Here is a 22,738-nt window from a genome sequence, read left to right on the forward strand (position 1 = left end):
CGGCACGGGGTCCGGCCCGTGTCAGCGCCTCCGACCCGATCGTCCCGGATGGCCGTATAACCTGGGGAAATGCTCCCCGAAGTCACAGCCACGCGCTACGTCACACCACTGCGCGAGGGCGGTTCGCTCCCCGGTCTGGTCGAGGCAGACGATCTGGGGACCTATGTCATGAAGTTCACCGGCGCAGGCCAGGGTCGCAAGACGCTGGTGGCTGAGGTGTTGTGCGGGCGGCTCGCGCAGCGGCTCGGTCTGCGGGTGCCCGAGCTGGTGCGGACCTGGCTCGATCCGGTGATCGGTCTGTCCGAGCCCGACGAGGAGGTGCAGGAGCTGCTGAAGGCGAGCGGCGGACTCAATCTGGGGATGGACTTTCTGCCCGGTTCGTTGGGCTTCGACCCGCTCGCCTACCAGGTGGGCTCCGGAGAGGCCGGCCGGGTGGTGTGGTTCGACGCGCTGGTCAACAACGTCGACCGCTCGTGGCGCAACCCCAACATGCTGGTGTGGCACGGCGATCTCTGGCTGATCGACCACGGGGCGACGCTGATCTTCCATCACAACTGGCCGACGGCGCGGGCCGCCGCCGAGCGGCCCTACGACGCGTCCGACCACGCGCTGGCCCCCTTCGCGCCGGACGTCGAGGAGGCCGCCGCAGCGCTGGCGCCACGGGTGACCGCTGAGCTGCTGGCCGAGTGTGCCGCCGAGATCCCCGACGAGTGGCTCGTCGACGAGCCCGGTTTCGCCGACGCGGACCAGGTGCGCGCCGCGTACACCGAGGTCCTGGCCTCCCGCGCCCCTACGATCCATGAGCGGATCGCGCTCGGCGAGCCGAGCAAGGACGGGCCCTCGCAAGCGCCGGGGTGGCTCACCGGGAAGGGCGGCGGTGCCAAGTGACGCGGATTCGTACGGCGGCAGGGGCGCGCGGGGCGCGCGGCGATCTCGATGTGTTCGAGTACGCGCTGCTGCGTGTCGTTCCCCACATCGAGCGCGGCGAGCTGATCAACGCGGGGGTCCTGGTCTACTGCCGGGCGCGTTCCTTCCTCGCCGCGCGCACCCATCTCGACGAGGACCGGCTGTTCGCCCTCGATCCGTGCGCCGATGTGCGGGGCGTACGAGCCGCGCTGCACGCCGTTGAGGGCGTCTGCAGCGGCGGTCCGCAGGCCGGGCAGGCGGCCGGGGAAGAGGTGGGGCGGCGCTTCCGGTGGCTGGTGGCGCCGCGCAGTACGGTCGTCCAGCCCGGCCCGGTGCACACCGGACTGACCGCCGACCCGGAGGCCGAGAGCGAGCGCCTGCTGGACCTGCTGGTGCGGTGACGGCCGCACGGGGCCGAGGGCTCACCGGCTGCTCGCCGGGGCGGGCGTTGACACCACATCGCCCGCCCCATAGCGTCACGACTGCTAAAGGTACTAAGCGGTTGCTCATCCACTCAGGCCGAGGAGAGACCAGCATGTCCAGCACCGAGCAGCGAGTCGCCATCGTGACGGGCGCCGCCCGAGGGATCGGCGCAGCCACGGCCGTCCGCCTGGCGGCGGAGGGCCACGCCGTCGCCGTCCTCGACCTCGACGAGGCCGCCTGCGCCGGGACCGTCGAGCAGATCACCGAGCAGGGCGGCAAGGCGCTCGCCGTCGGCTGTGACGTCTCCGACTCGGCGCAGGTCGAGACCGCTGTCGCACGCGTCGCGGAGGAGCTCGGCGCCCCCCTGGTGCTGGTGAACAACGCCGGGGTGCTGCGCGACAACCTGCTGTTCAAGATGAGCGACAGCGACTGGGACACGGTCATGAACGTGCACCTGCGGGGCGCGTTTCTGATGTCCCGCGCCTGCCAGAAGCACATGGTGGACGCCGGCTACGGCCGCATCGTCAACCTCTCCTCGTCCTCGGCGCTCGGCAACCGCGGCCAGGTCAACTACGCGGCGGCGAAGGCCGGTATGCAGGGCTTCACCAAGACCCTCGCCAAGGAGCTGGGCAAGTTCGGCATCACGGCCAACGCGGTGGCCCCGGGCTTCATCGCCACCGATATGACCGCTTCCACCGCCGAGCGCGTGGGCATGGGCTTCGATGACTTCAAGGCGGCGGCCGCCACCCAGATCCCGGTGCAGCGCGTGGGGGAGCCCGAGGACATCGCCAACGCCGTCGCGTTCTTCGCCGACGAGAAGGCCGGCTTCGTCTCCGGCCAGGTGCTGTACGTCGCAGGCGGACCCCTCAACTGACGGCCGGCGAGGAGCGGAAGAGATGACGGAGCAGACAGCGGGCGGACCGCGCCCGGACACCGGGAAGGTCGCCCTGGTCACGGGCGGCAGCCGCGGTATCGGCTACGGCATCGCCGAGGCGCTGGTGGCGCGCGGCGACCGGGTGTGCATCACCGGCCGGAACGAGGCCGCGCTCAAGGAGGCGGTCGAACGGCTCGGCGCGGACCGGGCGATGGGCGTCGCAGGCAAGGCGCACGACCCCGACCACCAGGCCGCCGCCGTCGAACGGGTGATGGCGGCCTACGGGCGTGTCGACCACCTGGTCAACAACGCCGGAACCAACCCGGTCTTCGGCCCCATGGCCGAGCTGGACCTGGCGGTGGCGCGCAAGGTGTTCGAGACGAATGTGATCTCGGCGCTGGGCTTCGCGCAGCGCACCTGGGCGGCCTGGCAGCAGGAGCACGGCGGGACGATCGTCAATGTCGCCTCGATCGCAGGCCTCTCCGCCTCGCCGTTCATCGGCGCCTACGGCATGAGCAAGGCCGCGATGATCAACCTGACGCAGCAGCTCGCGCACGAGTTTGCGCCGAAGGTCCGGGTGAACGCGGTGGCGCCCGCCGTGGTCAAGACGAAGTTCGCCGTCGCGCTCTACGAGGGGCGTGAGGAGGAGGCGGCCGCCCGCTACCCGATGGGCAGGCTCGGCGCGCCGGAGGACGTGGCGGGTGCCGCGCGGTTCCTGACCTCCGACGACGCGGGCTGGATCACCGGCCAGACGCTGACCGTGGACGGCGGCCTGTTCCTCAACGCCGGCGTCGAATAGTCGCTCTGGCTCGCCTGTTGCCCGGTCCGGCTTCGCACGTCGGGTGCCGGGCGGGCGCCGCCTTTCCTCCCGGTGAACGTCCTCTGGGCCGGATGTCCGGGTGCCGGACCGCAGGTACCGGCACCCGGACATCCGGTTCGGCTCCCTCACGGCTGTGGCTGGGGTAATGTCCAAACGTTTTCCCGCAGTTGGGTGACGCCCGAACACGGGCGCATCCCATGGGCACCGCACCAGCAGCACAGGCACCGCCGACTGAGGAGCGCATGTGTTCGACCGGAACGGGCTGACGAGAGCCGCAGCGACCATACTTTCCCTCGCACTCGTCTCCGGGTGCGGTTCGCTCCCCGGTGGTGGAGGGGACGAGGAACGCAAAATCGTGGTCGGCACCACCAGCGCGCCCAGTTCCCTCGATCCGGCTGCCGCCTGGGACGGCTCCTGGGAGCTGTACCGGAACATCTTCCAGACCCTGATGACCGTTCCCAACTCCGGAACCACGCCCGAGCCGGAGGCGGCCAAGGAGTGCGGCTTCACCGACTCGGCCAGCCGGGTCTACCGCTGCGTACTGCGCAAGGGACTGAAATTCTCCAGTGGCAGGCCGCTGGACGCACAAGCGGTCAAGCACTCCTTCGACCGCGTCACCTCCATCGACTCCCCTTCGGGCCCGGCGGCGCTGCTCGCCAACCTCCAGCAGGTCGAGGTCAAGGGCAGCCGTGTGGTGGTCTTCCGGCTCGAGAAGCCGGACGCGACCTTCCCCTACATTCTCTCCACCCCCGCGACGTCCCTCGTCGATCCGGAGGACTATCCGGACGCCACTCTGCACCCGGGCAACACGGCCACCGGCTCAGGTCCGTACGAACTCACCAGCTACGAGCCGGGCGAGCGGGCCGTGCTCACCAGGAACGACGACTACAAGGGCACCGCGAAGATCCGGAACGACACGGTCACCATCAGGTACTACAAGCGGTCGACGCAGATGGTCAGCGACTTGAAGGCCGGCCGGACCGACCTCACCTACCGCGGTCTGACCTCCGAAGAGATCCTGGAGTTCCAGGACGCCGCCACCGAGGGGGACACCTCCATCGACCTGAGTGAGATGACCGGCTCCGAGGTGCACTACCTGGTCTTCAACCCGAAGGACAAGCAGGCGGCCAAGCCCGCCGTGCGCCGCGCGATAGCCCAGATAGTCGACCGCGAGAAGCTGGTGCGCGAGGTCTACGACCGGACCGCCGATCCGCTCTACTCCATGGTGCCGACAGGCGTGACCGGGCACACCAACGCCTTCCTCGACCGCTACGGGGAGCCCGACACCAAGAAGGCCCGCAGGATGCTCAGGGAAGCGGGTATCACCGACAAGGTGCACCTCACCCTGTGGTACGCCAACGACCGCTACGGAGACTCGGCCGGCCGGGAGTTCGCCGAACTGAAGGAGCAGCTGGAGGACTCGGGCCTCTTCGAGATCACCCTCAAGTCGCGCCCCTGGGACGCGTTCCAGAAGGGCTACCTCGAAGGCGAGTACCCGGTCTTCGGCCGTGGCTGGTCCGGCGACTTCCCGGACGCCGACACCTACATCACCCCCTTCGTCGGTAAGAAGAACGCGATGGGTACCCCCTACCGGAACCCGAAGCTGACCGAGGAACTGCTGCCGTACTCGCGCCGGCAGAGCGACCGCGGCGCGGCCGGACAGTCGTTCGCGAGGGCGCAGCGCGTGATGGCCGACGACGTACAGCTGCTGCCGCTGTGGCAGGGCAATGTCTACATCGCGGCCGAGAAGGACGTCGCCGGTGTCGAGTGGGCGCTCGACGCCTCGGTGATCATGCGCATGTGGGAGCTGTACAAGAAGTCGAGCTGGTAGGCGGCCGATGGGCTGTCAGTGCCGGCGGGTACCTTCGGGACGATCAATGAGCACCACACCCAAGAGCACCACCGCAGCGGAGGTACCAGCGCGTGAAAGAGATGCTGCCCCAGTCCTGGCAGGGCGTCCTCGGCGAGGAGACCGAGAAGCCCTACTTCAAGGAGCTGGCGGAGTTCGTCGAGGAGGAGCGGGAGCGCGGGCCGGTCTACCCGCCCCGTGAGGAGGTCTTCGCCGCCCTCGACGCGACGCCGTACGAGCAGGTGAAGGTGCTCGTCCTGGGCCAGGATCCGTACCACGGCCCGGGCCAGGGCCACGGACTGTGCTTCTCGGTGCGCCCGGGCGTCAAGACCCCGCCGTCGCTGCGGAACATCTACAAGGAGATGCGGGACGAGCTGGGCCACCCCGTCCCCGACAACGGCTATCTGATGCCGTGGGCCGAGCAGGGCGTGCTGCTGCTGAACGCGGTGCTGACCGTGCGCGAGGGCGAGGCCAACTCGCACAAGGGCAAGGGCTGGGAGAAGTTCACGGACGCCGTCATCCGGGCCGTCGCCGACCGCCCCGACCCGGCGGTTTTCGTGCTGTGGGGCAACTACGCGAAGAAGAAGCTGCCGCTCATCGACACCGGGCGGCACGCGGTGGTGCAGGGCGCCCACCCCTCGCCGCTGTCGGCCAAGCGGTTCTTCGGCTCCCGGCCCTTCACCCAGATCAACGAGGCCGTCGTGGCCCAGGGGCACACCCCCATCGACTGGCGCATCCCCGACCTGGGCTGAGCCACGCGGGGCTCCTCCCGGGGTGAGCGCCATTGTCAGTGGTGGCCGTTAGCGTCGTGTGTGCTGGCAGATGGCGAACGGGAGGAGCCCCCTCGTGGCGGAGGCCCAGCAGGACGCGCCCCAGGGCGACCAGGACGCGACGATGGTCAGAATCGGCCAGGCGATCATGCTGCACCGCGGTGGAGACCGGGAAGAGGCCCGGAACCGCTTCGCCGCGCTGTGGGCGGAGACCGATGTGGAAGCCGACCTGTTCCACCGCTGCACCATCGCGCACTACATGGCGGACACCCAGGACGATCCGGCCGACGAGCTCGCCTGGGACCTGCGTGCCCTGGCCGCCGCCGACGCGCTGGACCGGGACCGGGTCAGCCGGGGCGAGCACCAGCTCGCGGTCCGCTCGCTCTACCCCTCGCTGTACCTCAACCTCGCCGCCGACCACGTCAAGCTGGGCGACGAGGAGGCGGCCCGCTGTGAGCTGGAGCGGGCACGGCGCAGGCTCGACGCGCTGCCCGCCGATGCGTACGGGGAGGGCATCCGGGCCGCCATCGAGCGCCTGGAGAAGCGGATCGCCGACGGCGCCGCCTCACCCGGCGAGGGAAGGGGCGGTCCGGGCGACGGCGCGGGCCCTGTGCTGTAGCAACTTGGTGCCGTCACCGCCCTTGTGCCGTCACCGCCCTTGTGCCGTGGCCGGCTTTCGGCCGTAGGCGGCTCTGTGCAGTGGCAGCGCTTCTGCCACGTCCCCGAGGGTGGCGGGGCCCGCGACGGTGAGGGAGCCCCGCGACAGTTGCCGAGGCCCGACGGTGGCCGGCGCCCGATCAGTGCGGCTCATCTCCCATACGCGTCCCGGCAGATCCGCGCCTGGGCGCTGTCCGCATCCCAGCGCCCGTAGGCTTCACCCAGCTCGCACACCCCGGACCCCGGCCGCGCGCCGGGCCGCGCGGGACCGTGGTGGCGGTGGTGCTCGTCACGGCCGCCTCCGCCGCCGTGCCGCTCGCCTCCCGGGTGCGCGTGCCCCCAGCCCCCGCCGCCGGCTGCCGGGCCTTGTCTCCGGTTGCGCGGCAGCGGCGCGGGACGCGGAGCGTGCTGCTGCCCCGAACCGGCTTCCGCGCCCCCGGCGGACCCGTTTCCGCCAGCGCGGGGGGCGGCCCCTCCCGTGCGTACGGTTCCGTCGCCCTGTCTGCCCGGGGAGGCGTCCTGGCGGGGAAGGCGGGACAGTCCCTCCTTCGTGGGCGGCCGTACCAGACGGGTCGGCGACGCACCCCGGCCGGGAGCGGAGGAGTGCTGGGGCGAGGGCCCGTCGCCGGGCCCGGCGGGGTTCCCGGAGACGGTGATGCACCCTGTCGCGGCCGAGAGCGCTACGCCCGCGACGGCCATGGCTTTCGTCATACGTGACACTCCGGCAACTCTTCCCACCCGCGCCCGGGTACGGAAGTCCCCCCACGGGTGATCGCGGAGCGCTCAGAAGCCGGTCGCTCCGTCGATGCGCTCCCGCCGCAGGTCGGCGGTGGCCGTGTGCGTGCGTACTCACCGATCATGTGCAGATAGACCCATCGCAGAGAGGCGGTCGACCTCGCGCCGCCAGACGGCCGGCGTCTCGGTGCCCGTCTCCGCGTCGCCGAGTCCGTCACACCTCGCGGCCGGGCCGAGGTGGCGTGCGGGGCGGGAGCTCTGCCCGTTCCCCGGCGCACGTATGCTGCGCAGGCGCAGTCAGCCGTGCCGCAGTGAGGGAGGGCCCGTGAGGATCGGTGTGATAGGTCTCGGCGACATCGCCAAGAAGGCGTACCTGCCGGTACTCATGGCCCAGCCCGGCCTGGAACCGCATCTGGTGACCCGTGATCCGGCCACGCTGGCGGCCCTCTCGGACGCCTACCGGGTGCCGGTCGCCCACCGGCACACCGGCCTTGAAGGGCTGCTCGCCGCGCGCCCCGACGCCGCCTTCGTGCACGCCGCCACCAGCGCCCACCCGGAGCTTGTGCGCCGGCTGCTGGACGCGGGAGTCCCCACCTACGTCGACAAGCCCCTCGCCTACGACCTGGCCACCTCGCGCGCCCTCGTGGAGCTGGCCGAGCGGCGCCGCACCAGCCTCGCGGTCGGCTTCAACCGGCGTCACGCGCCCGGATACGCGCAGTGTCTGGAGCACCCGCGGGATCTGATCCTCCTCCAGAAGCACCGGGTGGGCCTGCCCGAGGAGCCCCGCACGATGGTGCTGGACGACTTCGTCCACGTCGTCGACACCCTCCGCTTCCTTGCTCCGGCCGAGGCCGACCACATCTCCGTACGGGGCAGGGTCCGAACAGGGCTGCTGCACCATGTGGTGCTCCAGCTCGCCGGCGAGGGCTTCACCGCGCTCGGCGTGATGAACCGGCTCTCCGGGTCGGCCGAGGAGATCCTGGAGGTCTCCGGTCAGGACACCAAGCGCGAGGTACGCGATCTGGCTCAGATCACCGACCACAAGGGCCAGCCCAGTGTCCGGCGCCGGGGCGACTGGGTGCCCGTCGCCCGCCAGCGCGGCATCGAGGGGTGTGTGCTCGCCTTCCTCGACGCCGTACGCCAAGGGCGGACGCTGAGCGCGCGGGACGCCCTGCGCACGCACGAGCTGTGCGAGCGCGTCGTCACCGACGTGCTGGAACAGTCGGGCTGAACTCCGCCCGGCCCTGCCCCCGGCCGCCCTGGCCACTGCTGCGACGCCGGCTGTCGGCGCCGCGGCCACGCGCCGCTCGCACTCCCTCGACCGCGCCGTACGCCGCGAGCGAGATCAGCGCCAGCCACACCGTCCAGTCGCCGAGGCGGACATAGAGCGTCGTGCCCGTGGCCATCGGCACCTCGGTCAGCCGCGCCGCGCTGGTTTCCGTGCCCATCGGCGCCCCGGCCCGCTCGCCGTCGGGACCGTAGAGGGCGCTGACGCCGGTGAGCGTCGCGTGCACCATGGGCCGCCCCGACTCGGCGGCCCGCAGCGCCCCCAGCGTCGCGTGCTGCTCGGGAGCCCAGGTGTGCTGGAAGGTGGACGTCGAGGACTGCGCCACCAGCATCTGGGCGCCGTCGGCCGTCAGGTGCCTGCTCATGTCGGGGAACGCCGTCTCGAAGCAGACCAGCGGCCCGAACCGCAGCCCGTCGGCACGCATCACCACAGGCTCCTGGCCCCGCCGTCGGTCCTCGTCCGCCGCCCGGCCCACCGAGGTGGCCCAGCCGAGCAGCGACCTGGCGGGGACGTACTCGCCGAACGGGACCAGCCGCATCTTGTCGTAGCGCTGCCCGGTCAGGCCCTGCTCGTCGACGAGGATGGAGCTTTTGTAGATGCCGGGCCGGTCGGCCCGCCGCGAGTCGACGTTCACCAGCAGCGGCGCGTCCGTCAGCCGGGAGAGCGCGGCCAGCCTGCGGACCAGCGCGGGATGGCTCCCCAGGTCGTAGCCGACGCTGCTCTCTCCCCACACCACCAGGTCCGGGTGCCGGCCGGCCAGCTTCCGGGTCAGCTCCTCGCCGCGCTCGAACCGCTCCTGCCGCGACTGCGTCTCCCCGATCTGTACGACGGCGATCCGCGTGCTGCCCGAGGGCTCGGGCCGTGGGGCCCACAGCCAGACGGCGCCGGTGAGAACGGCGAAGGAGACCAGCGACACCACGGCGACCAGCCGGGCGCGCGGCACGGCAAGCAGAGCCGCGACCACGGTGTTCACCGCGACGGCCAGGAAGCTCACCAGCCATACGCCGCCCACCGAGGCCAACCGCAGCGCGGGTCGCACATCCCACTGGCTCGCCCCCAACAGCCCCCACGGGCCGCCCAGGTACTCCCAGGACCTGACCAGCTCCGCCAGCAGCCACCCCGAAGGGATCAGCACCACGGCCGCCGCCAGCCGCCCGCCACCGGGGGCGCCCGCCAGCAGCCGGTGCACCAGCCAGCCCCACGGCAGCCACAACAGCCCCAGCAGTGCCGCGAGAAGGAGGATGAACACATGCAGGCTCGGCATCAGCCAGTGGTGCATCGCCAGCATGAAACCCGTGCCGCCCAGCCAGCCCCCGAAGGCGGCGGCACGGCCCGAGGGCGCGGCGCGCAGCAGCAGCAGCCACGGCACCAGCGCCACGTACGCCAGCCACCACAGCGCGGGTTCGGGGAACGCCAGCACGGGCAGCGCGCCCGCCACCAGTGGCAGTGCCGGGCGCGCCCATCGGGGCGCCGGCCACGCACGCATGGACCCCCTCCTTCATCCGGCGATCATCCGGTCTCGATCACCAGTGTGCGGGAGGGTACGCGTGCGAGCGAGAGGGCGCACAGACCCGCTACGGCGCGGGCACCGGCCGGCGGCCGGCAGGGGCGCGAGGCCCCGGGACGACCACGCCCGGCACCGCCGCCTGCGGCGCGTGCCGCGAGGCGAACTCCGCCTCCGCGGTACGGGCCCCTCCGTGGGACTTCCGCCCGTGCCGCTCCGGCCGCTGTGCGTGCGGAGTCTCCTCCGCACGCGCCTGCCGTGCGCTGTCGGAGGTCAGGACTACCAGGCCCCAGGCGGCCACCGCGCCGGCGCCGACGGCCAGCACCGTGCCCACCGCGCCGTACCGGAAGCCCTCGCCCAGCAGCAGAATCCCCGCGGCCGCGGCGACCACGGGGTTGGCGACGGTGGCGGTGGCCAGCGGGGTGGCCAGGCCACCGTCCCGGTAGGAGGCCTGCGAGCTCGCCAGACCGGTCACTGCCAGCGCCACCGTGAGCGCGGCGAGCGGCACGGAGGCGGCCAGGGGCTCGGAGGTCCAGCTGTCGGCGAGTGTCTTGACGAAGACCGAGGCGGCGCCGTACGCGATCCCGGCGGCCAGTGCGAGGGAGACGCTGCGCAGCGCGACCACGCGGTTGCCGGGGCGGCTGCCTCCTGTCCGCCGCGCCGCCACCGCTGTGCTCACCAGCAGCGCGACAGAGCCCAGCACCCAGGCCGCCAGGGCCAACTGGCCGCCGCCGTCCAGGGAGCCCGTGCCCCGGTCGCTGGTGAGCAGCAGAATCCCGGCCAGCCCGGCCGAGACCAGAACGATGCCCCGCCACGCGGCCGGGGTCACCGGCCGCCGCCCCAGGAGGGCGGCCATCGGGGCTGCGAGGACGAGTGTCAGTACGCCGAGCGGCTGGACGACCGTCAGCGGCCCCAGACCGAGCGCCACCACGTGCAGGAGCGCGCCCGAGCCCTGCAGCACGGCCGCGGTCCACCACATGCCGGAACGCAGCAGCCCCCACCGGCTCGCTGCCGTCGTCGTGGCGAGCCGCTCCTGCACTATCGCGGCGAGCGCGTAGCTGATGGCGGACACCAGGGACAACAGCACCGCCATGGTCAGCGCGCTCATATCCGGTCCGTGCTACGCGGATTGGGCATCGGATTCATGGCTTCCACGATTCCGTGCCCACGGTGATCTGTCGTCACCTGTCAGGATCGTCTTGATGTACAGCCGAAGGAGTACGACAGGTGGTCGTATCCCCCTGCCAGGTGACATCCGGGTGTGGGACCAGGGTCGTAGAGACGCCGGCTAGGGCTGTGCCGGGAGCGGCCCTTCGCCCGAGACCTCGACCGGCCCGAACCCGCTGCCCAGCAGGGTGACCTGGCAGACGCGCCCATCGGCCAGCCGCAGCCGCGCCGTGTCGCCCTCCAGTTCGGTCCACAGCGGCTCGCTGCCCTCCGGCCTGATGGTGCCTGACCAGGCGGTTCCGGGGCCGGTGGTCTCCGTGAACAGCGCCGCGTCGACAGGCACCTCGGCGGCTCCGGTCAGCAACGTCGCGGGACCACGGTAGAAGTTGTCCATACGGCCAGTGTGGCAGTCCGTGTCCCACCTGGCACTGTGGTGACAGGGTGATCGCTCGCTGCGAACCGGCCAAACCCGCTTTCCCACCCGCGGTGGACGGGCCATTTCTGCCCGCCGTGGACGCGCCGTTCGGCTGCCTGCCCGCCGCGCGGACGGGTGAACCCGGCTCCCCGCCTGTCGCGGACTGACGGAACCCCGCCGCCCGCGGTGCGGGAGACGGGGCCCGACTGCCGACGTGCTGTATGTGACCTGCTGTTCGGCCGAAGCCTCAGAACTTGTTCTTGCAGTAGTTCTGCGCGGCCGGGCTCAGTAGCGGGAGGAGGACGGGATTGCCGCAGACGTTGGTGCCCACGTTCACCGGGATCTGGATGTTGTCCCCGGACAGGGTTCCGGGTGATTTACCGGTCTTGCCCACGACCGGATCGTCGGCGACGGCCGTGCCGGCGGTGGAGCCGAGCAGGGCGGTGGCGCAGAGCGCGCCGACTGCGAGGGTGGTACGAATACGCATGGTCTCTCCCAGAGAGAGGTGGTTGTTGTCTCCACGCCCACCGTGTGCGGCTCCGAAGGCGCCGCGCATTTCGGACTACTCCGGACGGGTGTTCGTGTTGGTACCGTGCGTGGCCGCGGGGAGTCGTGCGGGGTACGGAAAGGGGGCTGCAGGTGAACGGCGACCTGGGCATGGACAACAGCGCAGGTCAGGAAGCAGATGAGCCGACTGTGCTGCCCGGCAGTGAGCCGGTGTCCGGGCGGCGGGTGCTGTGCCGGATGTGCGGCCAGCCGCTGCGCGACCGCGCCTCCCGGCTATGGGGCCTGGGCCCCGACTGCCGACACAAACTCGCCCTGCGGACCGCTCCCGCACCGCCATCGCAGGAGGTCGACCAGGACGCGCTGCCCGGACTGTGATCCGGAATTCCCGCCGGTGATCTGGTTCCCGCCCGTGAACCGGTTCGCGCGAGCGGCCTGGTACTCGCCTGGGACCCGGCTTCCGCGTGTGCTCCCGGATTCCGGGGACCCGGTGGGAATCATGGGGGAGTCCACCGGCGAAAGGCAGCACCGTGTCCCAGCCCCCGCAGCCAGGACCGCACCGCGACGGCGGCCCCCGATCCCGCCGTCGCCCCCGCTCCGGTACGGAGCCCGTGACCGCGCGCAGCGACATCTGGCTGCGCACTTTGCTGTCGTCCATCGGGGTGCCGTTCTTCGCCGCGGCCACGGCGCTGTTCGCCTGGTGGGCCGCCGCCTCCGACAGCCACAGCACCCCCAGCGACCGGCTGCTGACCGTGCTGGCCGCCGTCTGCGGGGCGCTGACGCTGGGCGCGGCCGTCGATCTGCTGGTGCTCAAGCGCCGCCGACGGCAGGAGCGCGAGGAGCGCGGATGACCGTGCACCGTGCGCGGCGCCCGACAGCTCGGCTTCGCGGCGCCCGGCCGTTCAGCTTCGCCGGACGGGGCCGCTCAGCCGACCGACTCGCCCGCGTGCGGGCTGAGCACTCCCGCCGCCATCAGCGCGAACAGCGCCAGCCCCAGCAGGACGCGGTAGATGACGAACGGCATGAAGCTGCGGGTCGAGATGAACTTCATGAACCAGGCGATGACGGCATATGCCACCACAAAGGCCAGCGCGGTGGCGAAGAGCGTGGGCCCCCAGGAGACATGGCCCTCGCCGATGTCCTTGAGTTCGAACAGGCCGGAGGCGAGCACAGCGGGGACCGCCAGCAGGAACGAGTAGCGTGCCGCCGCCTCGCGCCGGTACCCCATGAACAGGCCGCCGCTGATGGTGGCACCCGACCGGGACACGCCGGGTACCAGCGCCATCGCCTGCGCGCAGCCGTAGAGCAGGCCGTCGCGCACGGTCAGCTGCTCGAGGGACTTGCGCTCGGGGCGTGCCCGGTGGCGGCCGCCCTTGGTGTCGCGGGCGGCCATCCGGTCTGCCACGCCCAGCACGAGGCCGATGCCCACCAGAGTGGTGGCGATCAGCCGCAGATCGCGGAACGGGCCCTCGATCTGGTCCTTGAAGGCCAGCCCGAGCACCCCGATCGGGATGGAGCCGACGATGACGAGCCAGCCCATCCGCGCGTTGTGGTCGGCGCGGGCCTCGCGGTTGTAGAGCGAGCGGAACCAGGCGGCGAGGATGCGGCCGATGTCCTTGCGGAAGAAGATCAGGACGGCGGTCTCGGTGCCGATCTGGGTGACGGCGGTGAAGGCCGCGCCCGGGTCGTGCCAGCCGGCGAACGCCGCGACCAGCCGCAGATGGGCGCTGGAGGAGATCGGGAGAAACTCTGTCAGTCCCTGGACGAGTCCGAGGACAAAGGATTCAAACCAAGACATCTGCGGCGGGGCTCGTCCCTGTGGTAGTCGGAGGTCAGTGCGGGGAGACCGGCTCGCGCACGGCCGGCGAGCAGGCTTCGGGCGGGGCCGCCGACCGGGTGCTCTCCCGCGCGGCCGGGCCCCGCAGCTGGGCCCGTTTGCGCCAGGCGACCACGCCGCCCGCCAGCCCGGAGAGCGCGATGAAGCCGAACGAGGCCAGGAAGACCGGCGAGGTGGGCTTCGCCGCGCTGCTGCCCGCGATGACGTAGGCGGCGGTGTTGGGAACCGAGCCGAGCGCCGTCGCGCTCAGGAAGGCGGGCCAGCTCATCCGGGACACGGCGGCGCCGTAGTTCGAGGCCGCGAACGGCACACCGGGCAGCAGCCGGATCACCAGCATCGAGCGGAAGCCGTGCCTGCTCAACTGCCGGTCGGCCGCCGTCAGCCAGCGGCCGCGCAGCAGTCTGCGCAGCGCGTCCTGGCCCAGCAGCCGGCCCAGCCCGAAGGCGATGCCCGCGCCGATCACCGTGCCTGCCGTCGCCGAGAAGGTGCCTGCCTGGGCGCCGAAGAGGACACCAGCCGCCACATTGAGCACCGGGCGGGGCACGAAGGCGGCGGTGCACAGCCCGTAGGCGGCGCCGAAGAGCGCTACCGCCACACCGCCTGCGGCCTCGGGCGGCCAGCCGTGGGCGAGCAGGCGCTGGGGCTCGTACAGCAGCATCGTCGTCGCCGCCCCGCACAGGAGTACGGCCAATAGGGCGAGGCGCGACCATGGTGAGAGCAGCGTCTTGGTGAGACGGCAGGGGAGTCCGTCTGGCTGCACGGCGGGGACGGGCACGCTGGGAGCGTAACCGACGAATGGACCCTTCCGCTGTTCGGTGCTGTACGTAAAGCCCGAAAGATGCCTGTCCGAAGTGGTGTTCGCTCGCCGTCCACCTCCGCTTTCACCTGCGACGGAAGGTGTGTGCGCCGGACCGGTCCGGTCGGGTGAGACCACTGTCGAAAACCGTTCGACCGGGGATGGTTGAGCGAGCGATGATCGTTCGGTGTTCCGGCAGCCCCTGTTCTGCGCTCCGGCCGCCGTCGCGGCCGCCGCACGGGCTGCCCTCTTCCCGATCCCCGGCGGGTGTGTGTCCCCGTCCCGGAGCGTGTGCGCGGTGATGACCAGGGGCGTGCCCGCCCTTCACCTCCCTCCCGGCGTCCGGCTGCGCCGACGCTGACCCTTCCCGGACCGCCCGAGGACCCCACAGGGGGAGGGTCGGTCATTCCGTGGGGTCCGGCCTCGTCCCGTACCGGCCCAGGAGGGCACCCATGTCCGGCCACACCCACTCGTCCTGCATCCCGCACCCGATCCCGCACCTGACCATCGGCACCTTGGGTCACCGAGGCCATGGCAAGACCACGCTGGCCGCGGCGTTGGCGGCGGCGCGAGACCCTGCGGCCGCGTACGGCGCCCCCCTCCGCTCTGATCCGCGACGACGGCGATTCCGCCGCGCGACCGGAACGCGCAGCTTCCGGTACGCCACCGACACCCGGCGCTATACGCTGCTGGACCCGGATCCCGTCGAATGTCCAGGAAAACCTGGATGTCCTGAAGGTCCTGGCAACCCCGGAATCTCCGAAATACCCGACGGCCCCGGAAGTAACGGAAGCCCTGGAAGTCCCGGAAGCCCTGAAAGTCCCCTCGGTCCCGAGGCCCTGCGCGGGCTCGACGGCGCGGTGCTCGTCGTCTCCGCCCTGGAGGGCGTCCGGCCCGGCACCGCCGGCCAGCTGGCCCTGGCGCGCCGCAGCGGTCTCGCCCACCTGGTCGTGGCCCTCACCATGGCCGAGGCGGGCAGCGACGAGCTGACCGAGCTGGTCGAGACCGAGGTACGGGAGCTGCTGACCCGGCACGGCTACGCCGGCGAGACGCTCCCGGCCGTCCGGGTCTCGGCCCGCAGCGCGCTCCAGGGCGATCCGCGGTGGCAAGGCACCATCGAGGCGCTGCTGGACGCCGTCGACACCTATGTACCGCTGCCCGAGGTGCTGTGAGCCCTCGAACGGGCCGCACAATGGAGCCGTGGACACCGACGCCGACGGGGAGCAGATACCCCGCATCCGAGCCGTCGCGGGCGGCACCGCCAAACTGCTGCCGGACATCGACCGCGAGCGGGCGTGGCTGATGACCCTGGACGGAGCCCCGCAGTCGTACGTCGATCTCGACGCTCCCGAGCACCTGGAGTTCGAGTACGCGCGCCGGGTCGGTCACCTGCTGGATGTGACGGCGCCGCACGGAGCGCCGCTGGACGTGCTGCACCTGGGCGGGGGAGCGCTCACGCTTCCCCGCTACCTCGCGGCGACCCGGCCGGGCTCCCGGCAGCGGGTGGCCGAGCCGGACGCGGAGCTGACCGCGTTCGTCGTCGAACACCTGCCGCTCCCCGAGGGGGCCGGGATCGAGGTGGAGGCGGTGGACGGAAGGGCGCTGCTGGAGTCCGCACCGGACGGGAGCGCTGATGTGCTGCTGTCCGACGTCTACGGCGGATCGCGGGTCCCGGCACATCTGACCACGCTGCCGTACGTGCGGGAGGCGGCCAGGGTGCTGCGGCCAGGTGGGAGCTATGTGGCCAACCTGGCCGACGCCGCGCCGTTCTCCTTCCTCGCCTCGCAACTGGCCACGGCCGCCGCTGTCTTCGAGCAGCTCGCGCTCGTGGCCGAGCCTGCGGTGCTGCGCGGGCGGCGGTTCGGCAACATCCTGCTGCTCGCCTCGCACGACGAGCAGCCGTTGTCCGAGCTGGCCCGCCGCTGCTCGGCCGACCCGTTCCCGGCGCGGGTCGAGCGCGGCGCCGCGCTGGAGCGTTTCACGCGCGGCGTGCGGCCGGTCGACGACGGTGATGCCGTACCGTCCCCCGAACCGCCGGACGGCGCCTTCAGCATCGGCTGAGGGCGCCGTCCCTGGCCTGGACCGCGCGGAGCGGTGCCGGGTCAGCCGCGGGGCTCGTCCCCGCCGCCGTCGTAGGTGCGGAGGCTGCCCATGATCTTCTTGATGGTGGCGTCCGAGAGTTCGTCCTTGACGCCCGCGTCGGTGTAGAGCACCCAGATCGCCAGGTCACCGTTGGAGTTGATCCAGGAGACGGTGACGACCTTGCCCGCGCTGGTGGAGCACTTGTCCGCCTTGGGCGCTCCGGTGATCTTGGCGGTGGCGGTGTGGCCCTTGATGCCGTGCTTGTTCTCGAACGGCTTGGGCTTGGAGACCTTGAGGGTGCCCTTCTGCTTCTGGTCGTAGCCGGCTATCGCGAAGTTGCCCGCCGCGATCTTGGCCGCCTCCTTGGTGTTCTTGGAGCCCTGCCCGCCCTTGGTGCCGACGGCGGCGCGGGTGGACTCCTTGCACCAGTTGTCCTTGTAGTAGGCGGGCGCGGACATGGCGACCAGGACCTTGCCCTTGTCGTTCTCGAAGCCGGTGATGGTTCCCTGGCTCGCGAGCGTCCAGTCCTTGGTGTCGGGGACGTCGAAGGCGGAGTACCACTTGGGGTTGATGACGGTCTGCCACCCGGCGATCACCGGGTCCGACGGGTCCTTGGAGGCCCCGCCGCCGCCCGGTTCGCCCTTCTTGCTCTTCTCCGGTTTCGTCTTCACCGAGGGCGAGGCGGACTTGTCGGCTTCGTTCTTCTTGCCGCCCGAGTCGTCACCCCCCAGTACGATGACACCGGCCACCGTCGCCGCGATCACCGCCACAGCGGCGACGATCGAGATCACGATCGTCTTCTTCTTGCCGCCGCCTCCGCCGCCCTTGGGCGACTGCGGGCCGCCGGGCATGCTCCCCGGACCCCACTGGCCCGACTGGCCGGGACCGCCCGGCTGCTGGCCGTAGGGGTACGGCGGGGTGCCCTGCTGCCCGTAACCGGACGGCTGGCCGGCCGGCGGCTGCCCGTAGCCGGGCTGCTGACCTGACGGCGGTTGTCCGTAACCGGGCTGCTGGTACGGGTTCGGCTGCCCGTAGCCGGGCTGTTGATACGGGTTCGGCTGCTGCGGGTTCTGCTCGCCCCCGGGCTGCTGCTGTCCTGGCCACATGGCTGATAACCCTATGGTGCGCTGTCCATGGCGGCCACGGCCGCCCACCGATCGGTACGCACCCGCTACATGAATGGGCCAGGAGTGCGAAAGAGCGCCCCTCCCGGCATCGGTTACTCGGTGGTAACGTGCGACCATGACCACACAGTCGCAGCCGGACATCGGCGAGCTGATGAGGGCCTCCGTGCCCATGGCCCGCACGCTCAACCTGGAGTACCTGGAGACCTCGCCGGAGCGGGTCGTCGTCTCGCTGCCCGACCAGAGCGAGTACCACAACCACGTCGGCGGCCCGCACGCCGGAGCGATGTTCACCCTCGCCGAATCCGCGAGCGGCGCGATCACCCTGGCCGCGTTCGCCGACCAGCTCTCCCGGGCCGTTCCGCTCCCGGTGCACGCGGAGATGGACTTCAAGAAGATCGCCAAGGGCGTCGTCACCGCCACCGCCGAACTCGGCCGTCCGGTGGCCGACGTGGTCGCCGAGCTCGACAGCGGACAGCGCCCGGAGTTCCCGGTCAAGGTCGCGCTCGCTCGCCCCGACGGTGCCGTCACCAGCGAGATGACCATCGTGTGGACCCTGCGGCCCAACGACTGACCCCGCACGGAGCGGCCCCGGGCCTCGGCACGGGCCGAGGCGCGGTCGAGTAGGCTTCCGGACGCGTGCCGGCATGACAGCTCATGCCCCGATGACGTGAGAGGAAGCCGCAGTTGCACATCCAGGAGTGGCTGGAGAGCGTCCCGGCCATCAGCGTGTACCTCCTGGTGGGGGTGGTCATCGGGCTGGAGAGCCTGGGGATTCCGCTGCCCGGGGAGATCGTCCTGGTCAGCTCCGCGCTGCTGGCCTCGCAGCAGGGCCACATCGACCCGCTGATCCTGGGCACCTGCGCCACCGTCGGCGCCGTGGTGGGTGACTCGATCGGGTACGCCATCGGCCGCAAGGGCGGCAAGCCGCTGCTGGAGTGGCTGGGCAGGAAGTTCCCCAAGCACTTCGGTCCCAGCCATGTGGCCACCGCGGAACACTCCTTCCAGCGGTGGGGCATGTGGGCGGTCTTCTTCGGCCGGTTCATCGCCCTGCTGCGGATCTTCGCCGGGCCGCTCGCGGGCGTGCTGAGGATGCCGTACTGGAAGTTCCTGACGGCGAACGTGCTGGGCGGAGTGTTGTGGGCCGGAGGCACGACCGCCGTCATCTACTACGTCGGCATCGTCGCCGAGGCGTGGCTCAAGCGCTTCTCCTGGCTCGGACTGGTGGTGGCCCTGCTGTTCGGGCTGGGCTCCATGGTGATCGTCAAGCGCCGCGCGGCGAAGGCGGCTGCTGCCGCCACCGAGGAGCTCGTGGAGGCCGCACCGGCGCCGGCCGCCGACTAGCGGGTGCACCCTGAGGCAGCAGCACCCCGAGAAGGAGAACAGACGTGGCACAGGGCGGACTGATCGTGAACGTCGGCGGGCACGAACCCCGGCTGGACCCCACGGCGTTCCACGCCCCGACCTCCGTGATCGCCGGGCAGGTCACCATGGCCGCCGGTTCCAGCCTGTGGTACGGCGCCGTCATGCGTGCCGACGCGGGCCCCATCGTGCTGGGCGAGGAGAGCAATGTGCAGGACAACTGCACCGTGCACGGCGATCCCGGCTTCCCCGTCACCGTCGGCGCCCGCGTGACCGTGGGCCACAACGCGGTGCTGCACGGCTGCACCGTCGAGGACGATGTGCTGATCGGGATGGGGGCCACCGTCCTCAACGGCGCCCGGATCGGCGCCGGGTCCCTCGTCGCCGCGCAGACCCTGGTGCCGCAGGGCACCGTGGTACCGCCCGGCTCGCTGGTCGCAGGCGTGCCCGGAAAGGTGCGGCGCGAGCTGACCGACGAGGAGCGCGAGAGCGTCCGCTTCAACGCTCTGACGTATGTGGAGCTTGCCGAGCGGCACCGCGCCGCGTCCGCGGCCGCCGGCCCCTCGCCCTCCTGAGCCGCAGCGGCGAGGTTACTCGTGAGGAACTTCATGGCGGCAGGAGAGCGGTGGAGCGCTACGGTGACGGCGTGCCCTCCCTCAAGAACACGTTCTCGTCCCTCACCTCCCGCGCCGTGCACGGCATCTGGCGCCGGGCGCAGCGCGCGGGAGCCGTCACGGCCGAACGCCCCGGGCCGTACGCGTTCCGCCGCCTGGGGACCGGAAGCCGGCTCGCCTTTCCGCAGGGAACGCTCTTCGGCACACCGTGGATCGAGATCGGTGACCACTGCATCGTCGGCCAGGACGTCACGCTGACGGCCGGGATGATGCCGGACCTGGACCTGGGCCCCGAAACCGTGCTGCGGCTGGGCAACGGCGTGGTGCTCGGGCGGGGCAGCCACGTCATCGCGGACACCAGGGTCAGCCTCGGGGACGATGTGTTCTGCGGGCCGTACGTCTACATCACCTCGACCAACCACTCCTACGACGATCCGGCGCAGCCGGTCGGCAAGCAGTGGCCGCGTACCGCGCCCGTCGAGATCGGCTCCGGGAGCTGGATCGGTGCGGGCGCCGTCGTGCTGCCGGGCGCGACGCTGGGGCGGAATGTGGTGGTCGCGGCCGGCGCCGTGGTGCGCGGCGAGGTGCCGGACCACGCGGTGGTCGCCGGTGCCCCGGCCAAGGTGGTGCGCCGCTTCGACCCGGAGGAGGGGTGGCAGCCGCCGCTGCGCACCCCGCCGCCCGTTCCCGTCCCGGAGGGTGTCACTCCGCAGGAGCTGCTGGCCCTGGCCGAGCTGCCCCGCCCGCACGGCCCCCGGGACGGGACCCTCAGGGGCGAGAAGGGCACCTCGCCGGGCGGCGACGGGACCTTCCGGGGCGACCGGGACGGCGGCGCGGATGGTGGCTGAGCGCGGGAGCCGTCAGCCGGAGGCGAGCAGTACGGTGCCCAGCAGCGCCAGTGAGGCACCCGCTGTCTGCAGGGCCCGCAGCCGTTCGTGCAGAACGCCCCGGGCGGCCAGCGCGGTGACCACGGGATACAGCGAGGCGAGCACAGCGGCCACGGTGACCGGGCCGTGCTGCGCGGCGACGGCGTATGTCCCGTTGGCGGCGACATCGGCGAGACCCACGAAGGCCAGCGCGGGCAGCATCCGCCACACCGCCCGTATCCCCTCCTCGGGGAGCGCGGGGCTGCCGCGCCGCACCGAGGCGTACAGCGCGCCGCCGCCCACCACCACGTTGACCACGCGCTGGACGAACAGCGTCAGGAAGAGCCCCGCGACCGTGGTGGACGCCTCGGCGACCAGGCTCATCGTCGCGCCGAAGCCGAAGGCCGCGACCAGGGTGAGCAGGATGGTGCGCTGTTGCACGGGCGCTCCGCCACCGCCCACACCGCCGGCCAGCACCACGCCTGCGACCGCGACCAGGGTGCCCACCGCCTGCACAGGGCCGGGCCGTTCGCCGTGCAGCACCATGCCGACGGCGACCGGTACGGCCACGCTGCCGAGAGTGGCGACGGGGGACACCACGCCCATCGGGCCGATGGCCAGTGCCCGGTAGAAGCAGAGCATGGACACCGGTCCGATGGCCCCGGCCGCCACCGCGCACCACAGCAGGCGGGCGTCCAGCGCGCTCCAGGCGCCCGTGGACAGCACGATGACGCCGAGTACCAGGCAGGCCGCGCCCTGGGAGACGAGCACCACGGTCAGCTCGCGCAGCCGCTTGCTGAGCAGCCCGCCGCCGAAGTCGGCCAGCCCCCACAGCAGACTGGTGGCCAGGGCGAAGACAGCGGTCATGGCGGAATCCCTCGCAGTACAGTGTGGTGAACGCTCAAGTCCACCACACCGTAGTTCACGGAAATGCACTCTGCAATCTAATATTTTGGATGGTGCCGAACACAGTGACGGACCTCGACCACCTCACGCAGGCCCTGGCCCGCAATCTCAAACACCTGCGGGCCGAGCGCGGCTTCACCCTCGACGCGCTCGCCGCGCGGGCGGGAGTCAGCCGGGGCATGCTCATCCAGATCGAACAGGCCCGCACCAACCCCAGCGTCGGCACCGTCGTCAAGATCGGCGACGCGCTCGGGGTCAGCATCACCTCGCTGCTCGACTTCGACCAGGAGCCACAGGTCCGGCTGGTCCCCCCGGAGCAGGCCGTACGGCTGTGGGCCACCGAGGCGGGCAGCCACAGCACGCTGCTCGCGGGCACCGAGGCGCCCGGTCCGCTGGAGCTGTGGCACTGGAAGCTGGTGCCGGGCGACGCCAGCAGCTCCGACCCGCACCCCATCGGCACCACCGAACTCGTCCACGTCACCGCCGGCACGCTCACCCTGGAGGTGGACGGTGACACCTACACGGTCCCGGCCGGCACCTCCGCCTGCTTCGAGTCGCACGTACCGCACGGCTACCGCAACGACGGAACGGAAGACGTCGAGATGACCATGGCCGTCTCGGTCCCCGAACCGCGCTGACCCCGCGGCGGCGGCTGGCTAGGCTGCCGGTATGCGAGCGCCCATCGGAAACTTCGACAACGCCCGTCCGGCCGCCGAGCTGCTGGATCAGCTGGCCGCTCCTGTCGCCGCCGCCGTGCGCGACTGGGAAGGCCCCGTTCCCGTCGACCAGTTGCTCCACGTCGACACCGAAGCGGAGAAGGCCGACACGGCCGTCTTCCTGGAGACCTACGGCCAGGACCTGCTGGAGACGTCGGCCAACTGCGTCGTGGTGGCCGCCAAACAGGGCGGAGTGCGCACCCTCGCCGGGTGCGTGGTCCTCTCGTCCTGCCGGGTGGACGTCAACGGGGCGGTGCGCCGCGGCCTCGGTGCCCGGACGGTGTCCTTCGCACCGCACCAGACCGCCGTCGGCGAGACGGGCATGGAGTACGGCGGCATCACCCCCATCGGGCTGCCCGCCGGCTGGCCGCTGCTGCTGGACGCCGAAGTGGCGGCGCTGCCCTGGGTGCTGATCGGCAGCGGCAGCCGCAGGGGCAAGCTCATCGTCCCCGGCAAGGCGCTCGCGACGCTCCCCGGTGCCGAGATCGTGGAGGGGCTGGGAGTGCGCGGCTAGCTCGGTGCT

The 22,738-nt window shown here is 71.7% G+C and carries 25 protein-coding genes and 1 pseudogene; 18 read left to right on the plus strand and 8 right to left on the minus strand.

Features of this window, described 5'->3' with window-relative positions; genetic code table 11:
• Positions 1–69: 69 nt before the first annotated feature.
• The 8 genes from JW592_RS24250 (at position 70) to JW592_RS24285 (ending at position 8,265) form a co-directional block, all read left to right on the plus strand.
• Entirely contained in the window at positions 70–888 is an 819-nt protein-coding gene (locus tag JW592_RS24250) for a HipA family kinase (protein WP_209267335.1), read from the plus strand.
• Positions 885–1,307, plus strand: a complete 423-nt coding sequence (locus JW592_RS24255; protein ID WP_307805524.1) for a DUF3037 domain-containing protein — start codon at positions 885–887, stop codon at positions 1,305–1,307. Before JW592_RS24250 ends, JW592_RS24255 begins: the two co-directional genes overlap by 4 nt.
• 134 nt (positions 1,308–1,441) lie before the next feature.
• A complete protein-coding gene (fabG, locus tag JW592_RS24260; RefSeq protein ID WP_209267336.1) occupies positions 1,442–2,203 on the plus strand; it encodes a 3-oxoacyl-ACP reductase FabG in 762 nt (253 codons plus the stop codon).
• A 22-nt stretch (positions 2,204–2,225) separates the two neighbouring features.
• Positions 2,226–3,002 carry an SDR family oxidoreductase gene (locus tag JW592_RS24265; protein ID WP_209267337.1) on the plus strand — a complete coding sequence of 259 codons (777 nt, stop codon included), beginning with the start codon at positions 2,226–2,228 and terminating at the stop codon, positions 3,000–3,002.
• 265 nt (positions 3,003–3,267) lie between these two features.
• A complete protein-coding gene (locus tag JW592_RS24270) occupies positions 3,268–4,854 on the plus strand; it encodes an ABC transporter substrate-binding protein (protein WP_209267338.1) in 1,587 nt (528 codons plus the stop codon).
• A 92-nt stretch (positions 4,855–4,946) separates the two neighbouring features.
• The gene (locus JW592_RS24275; RefSeq protein ID WP_307805525.1) at positions 4,947–5,624 is read left to right on the plus strand and encodes a uracil-DNA glycosylase; all 678 of its coding nucleotides are present in this window, start codon (positions 4,947–4,949) and stop codon (positions 5,622–5,624) included.
• Between the two features lie 94 nt (positions 5,625–5,718).
• A complete protein-coding gene (locus JW592_RS24280) occupies positions 5,719–6,261 on the plus strand; it encodes a hypothetical protein (protein WP_307805526.1) in 543 nt (180 codons plus the stop codon).
• Positions 6,262–7,359: 1,098 nt separating this feature from the next.
• The gene (locus JW592_RS24285) at positions 7,360–8,265 is read left to right on the plus strand and encodes a Gfo/Idh/MocA family protein (RefSeq protein ID WP_209267339.1); all 906 of its coding nucleotides are present in this window, start codon (positions 7,360–7,362) and stop codon (positions 8,263–8,265) included.
• On the opposite strand, the gene lnt is transcribed toward JW592_RS24285, so the two are convergent.
• The 4 genes from lnt to JW592_RS24305 form a co-directional block, all read right to left on the minus strand.
• The gene (gene lnt / locus JW592_RS24290) at positions 8,237–9,808 is read right to left on the minus strand and encodes an apolipoprotein N-acyltransferase (protein WP_209267340.1); all 1,572 of its coding nucleotides are present in this window, start codon (positions 9,806–9,808) and stop codon (positions 8,237–8,239) included. The two genes, JW592_RS24285 and lnt, sit on opposite strands and share 29 nt — an antisense overlap.
• Before the next feature lie 88 nt (positions 9,809–9,896).
• Positions 9,897–10,934 carry a DMT family transporter gene (locus JW592_RS24295; RefSeq protein ID WP_209267341.1) on the minus strand — a complete coding sequence of 346 codons (1,038 nt, stop codon included), beginning with the start codon at positions 10,932–10,934 and terminating at the stop codon, positions 9,897–9,899.
• Between the two features lie 180 nt (positions 10,935–11,114).
• Positions 11,115–11,387 carry a hypothetical protein gene (locus JW592_RS24300; RefSeq protein ID WP_209267342.1) on the minus strand — a complete coding sequence of 91 codons (273 nt, stop codon included), beginning with the start codon at positions 11,385–11,387 and terminating at the stop codon, positions 11,115–11,117.
• 268 nt (positions 11,388–11,655) lie between these two features.
• A complete protein-coding gene (locus tag JW592_RS24305; RefSeq protein ID WP_209267343.1) occupies positions 11,656–11,895 on the minus strand; it encodes a chaplin in 240 nt (79 codons plus the stop codon).
• A gap of 152 nt (positions 11,896–12,047) precedes the next feature.
• Here JW592_RS24305 and JW592_RS24310 point away from each other — a divergent pair, with 152 nt between their 5' ends.
• Both JW592_RS24310 and JW592_RS24315 read left to right on the plus strand, forming a co-directional pair.
• Positions 12,048–12,290 carry a DUF6011 domain-containing protein gene (locus JW592_RS24310; protein WP_372446565.1) on the plus strand — a complete coding sequence of 81 codons (243 nt, stop codon included), beginning with the start codon at positions 12,048–12,050 and terminating at the stop codon, positions 12,288–12,290.
• A gap of 233 nt (positions 12,291–12,523) precedes the next feature.
• Entirely contained in the window at positions 12,524–12,763 is a 240-nt protein-coding gene (locus JW592_RS24315) for a hypothetical protein (RefSeq protein WP_209267344.1), read from the plus strand.
• A gap of 74 nt (positions 12,764–12,837) precedes the next feature.
• Here the strand turns inward: JW592_RS24315 and JW592_RS24320 are convergent, their stop codons facing one another.
• Both JW592_RS24320 and JW592_RS24325 read right to left on the minus strand, forming a co-directional pair.
• Positions 12,838–13,710, minus strand: a complete 873-nt coding sequence (locus JW592_RS24320; protein ID WP_209267345.1) for an undecaprenyl-diphosphate phosphatase — start codon at positions 13,708–13,710, stop codon at positions 12,838–12,840.
• Between the two features lie 34 nt (positions 13,711–13,744).
• The gene (locus JW592_RS24325) at positions 13,745–14,524 is read right to left on the minus strand and encodes a TVP38/TMEM64 family protein (RefSeq protein WP_209267346.1); all 780 of its coding nucleotides are present in this window, start codon (positions 14,522–14,524) and stop codon (positions 13,745–13,747) included.
• An 869-nt stretch (positions 14,525–15,393) separates the two neighbouring features.
• Here JW592_RS24325 and JW592_RS32930 point away from each other — a divergent pair.
• Together JW592_RS32930 and JW592_RS24335 are read left to right on the plus strand one after the other, a co-directional pair.
• A pseudogene (locus tag JW592_RS32930) lies at positions 15,394–15,708 on the plus strand (GTP-binding protein); the annotation flags it as partial.
• A 37-nt stretch (positions 15,709–15,745) separates the two neighbouring features.
• Positions 15,746–16,606 (plus strand): spermidine synthase, encoded by an 861-nt coding sequence (locus tag JW592_RS24335; RefSeq protein ID WP_307805527.1) that lies wholly within the window; start codon positions 15,746–15,748, stop codon positions 16,604–16,606.
• Positions 16,607–16,647: 41 nt separating this feature from the next.
• On the opposite strand, the gene JW592_RS24340 is transcribed toward JW592_RS24335, so the two are convergent.
• Positions 16,648–17,733 carry a DUF1720 domain-containing protein gene (locus JW592_RS24340; RefSeq protein WP_209267349.1) on the minus strand — a complete coding sequence of 362 codons (1,086 nt, stop codon included), beginning with the start codon at positions 17,731–17,733 and terminating at the stop codon, positions 16,648–16,650.
• Between the two features lie 136 nt (positions 17,734–17,869).
• Here JW592_RS24340 and JW592_RS24345 point away from each other — a divergent pair, with 136 nt between their 5' ends.
• The 4 genes from JW592_RS24345 (at position 17,870) to JW592_RS24360 (ending at position 20,575) form a co-directional block, all read left to right on the plus strand.
• Positions 17,870–18,325, plus strand: coding sequence for a DUF4442 domain-containing protein (locus JW592_RS24345; protein ID WP_209267350.1), 456 nt, complete (start codon positions 17,870–17,872; stop codon positions 18,323–18,325).
• Positions 18,326–18,438: 113 nt separating this feature from the next.
• The gene (locus JW592_RS24350) at positions 18,439–19,095 is read left to right on the plus strand and encodes a DedA family protein (RefSeq protein ID WP_209267351.1); all 657 of its coding nucleotides are present in this window, start codon (positions 18,439–18,441) and stop codon (positions 19,093–19,095) included.
• A 44-nt stretch (positions 19,096–19,139) separates the two neighbouring features.
• Positions 19,140–19,688 (plus strand): gamma carbonic anhydrase family protein, encoded by a 549-nt coding sequence (locus tag JW592_RS24355; RefSeq protein WP_209267352.1) that lies wholly within the window; start codon positions 19,140–19,142, stop codon positions 19,686–19,688.
• Positions 19,689–19,759: 71 nt separating this feature from the next.
• Complete coding sequence (locus JW592_RS24360; protein ID WP_209267422.1) at positions 19,760–20,575, plus strand: acyltransferase; 816 nt, start codon at positions 19,760–19,762, stop codon at positions 20,573–20,575.
• Between the two features lie 12 nt (positions 20,576–20,587).
• On the opposite strand, the gene JW592_RS24365 is transcribed toward JW592_RS24360, so the two are convergent.
• Positions 20,588–21,460: a DMT family transporter gene (locus JW592_RS24365; protein ID WP_209267353.1), complete on the minus strand. Its 873-nt coding sequence runs from the start codon at positions 21,458–21,460 to the stop codon at positions 20,588–20,590.
• 89 nt (positions 21,461–21,549) lie between these two features.
• On the opposite strand from JW592_RS24365, the gene JW592_RS24370 reads away from it, so the two are divergent.
• Both JW592_RS24370 and JW592_RS24375 read left to right on the plus strand, forming a co-directional pair.
• Complete coding sequence (locus JW592_RS24370) at positions 21,550–22,137, plus strand: helix-turn-helix domain-containing protein (RefSeq protein WP_209267354.1); 588 nt, start codon at positions 21,550–21,552, stop codon at positions 22,135–22,137.
• A 31-nt stretch (positions 22,138–22,168) separates the two neighbouring features.
• Positions 22,169–22,729 carry a YbaK/EbsC family protein gene (locus tag JW592_RS24375; protein WP_209267355.1) on the plus strand — a complete coding sequence of 187 codons (561 nt, stop codon included), beginning with the start codon at positions 22,169–22,171 and terminating at the stop codon, positions 22,727–22,729.
• The last annotated feature ends 9 nt before the right edge of the window (positions 22,730–22,738 follow it).

Source organism: Streptomyces spirodelae, from assembly GCF_017676385.1.
GTDB classification, from domain to species: domain Bacteria; phylum Actinomycetota; class Actinomycetes; order Streptomycetales; family Streptomycetaceae; genus Streptomyces; species Streptomyces spirodelae.

Excerpts from the sequence above, each read along its gene's own strand:
- JW592_RS24250 (WP_209267335.1), top strand. The coding sequence starts at position 70 with ATGCTCCCCGAAGTCACAGCCACGCGCTACGTCACACCACTGCGCGAG.
- JW592_RS24375 (WP_209267355.1), top strand. The coding sequence starts at position 22,169 with ATGCGAGCGCCCATCGGAAACTTCGACAACGCCCGTCCGGCCGCCGAG.
- JW592_RS24305 (WP_209267343.1), bottom strand. The coding sequence starts at position 11,895 with ATGCGTATTCGTACCACCCTCGCAGTCGGCGCGCTCTGCGCCACCGCC.
- JW592_RS24300 (WP_209267342.1), bottom strand. The coding sequence starts at position 11,387 with ATGGACAACTTCTACCGTGGTCCCGCGACGTTGCTGACCGGAGCCGCC.
- JW592_RS24265 (WP_209267337.1), top strand. The coding sequence starts at position 2,226 with ATGACGGAGCAGACAGCGGGCGGACCGCGCCCGGACACCGGGAAGGTC.
- JW592_RS24320 (WP_209267345.1), bottom strand. The coding sequence starts at position 13,710 with ATGTCTTGGTTTGAATCCTTTGTCCTCGGACTCGTCCAGGGACTGACA.
- JW592_RS24295 (WP_209267341.1), bottom strand. The coding sequence starts at position 10,934 with ATGAGCGCGCTGACCATGGCGGTGCTGTTGTCCCTGGTGTCCGCCATC.
- JW592_RS24340 (WP_209267349.1), bottom strand. The coding sequence starts at position 17,733 with ATGTGGCCAGGACAGCAGCAGCCCGGGGGCGAGCAGAACCCGCAGCAG.
- JW592_RS24365 (WP_209267353.1), bottom strand. The coding sequence starts at position 21,460 with ATGACCGCTGTCTTCGCCCTGGCCACCAGTCTGCTGTGGGGGCTGGCC.
- lnt (WP_209267340.1), bottom strand. The coding sequence starts at position 9,808 with ATGCGTGCGTGGCCGGCGCCCCGATGGGCGCGCCCGGCACTGCCACTG.
- fabG (WP_209267336.1), top strand. The coding sequence starts at position 1,442 with ATGTCCAGCACCGAGCAGCGAGTCGCCATCGTGACGGGCGCCGCCCGA.
- JW592_RS24370 (WP_209267354.1), top strand. The coding sequence starts at position 21,550 with ATGGTGCCGAACACAGTGACGGACCTCGACCACCTCACGCAGGCCCTG.
- JW592_RS24345 (WP_209267350.1), top strand. The coding sequence starts at position 17,870 with ATGACCACACAGTCGCAGCCGGACATCGGCGAGCTGATGAGGGCCTCC.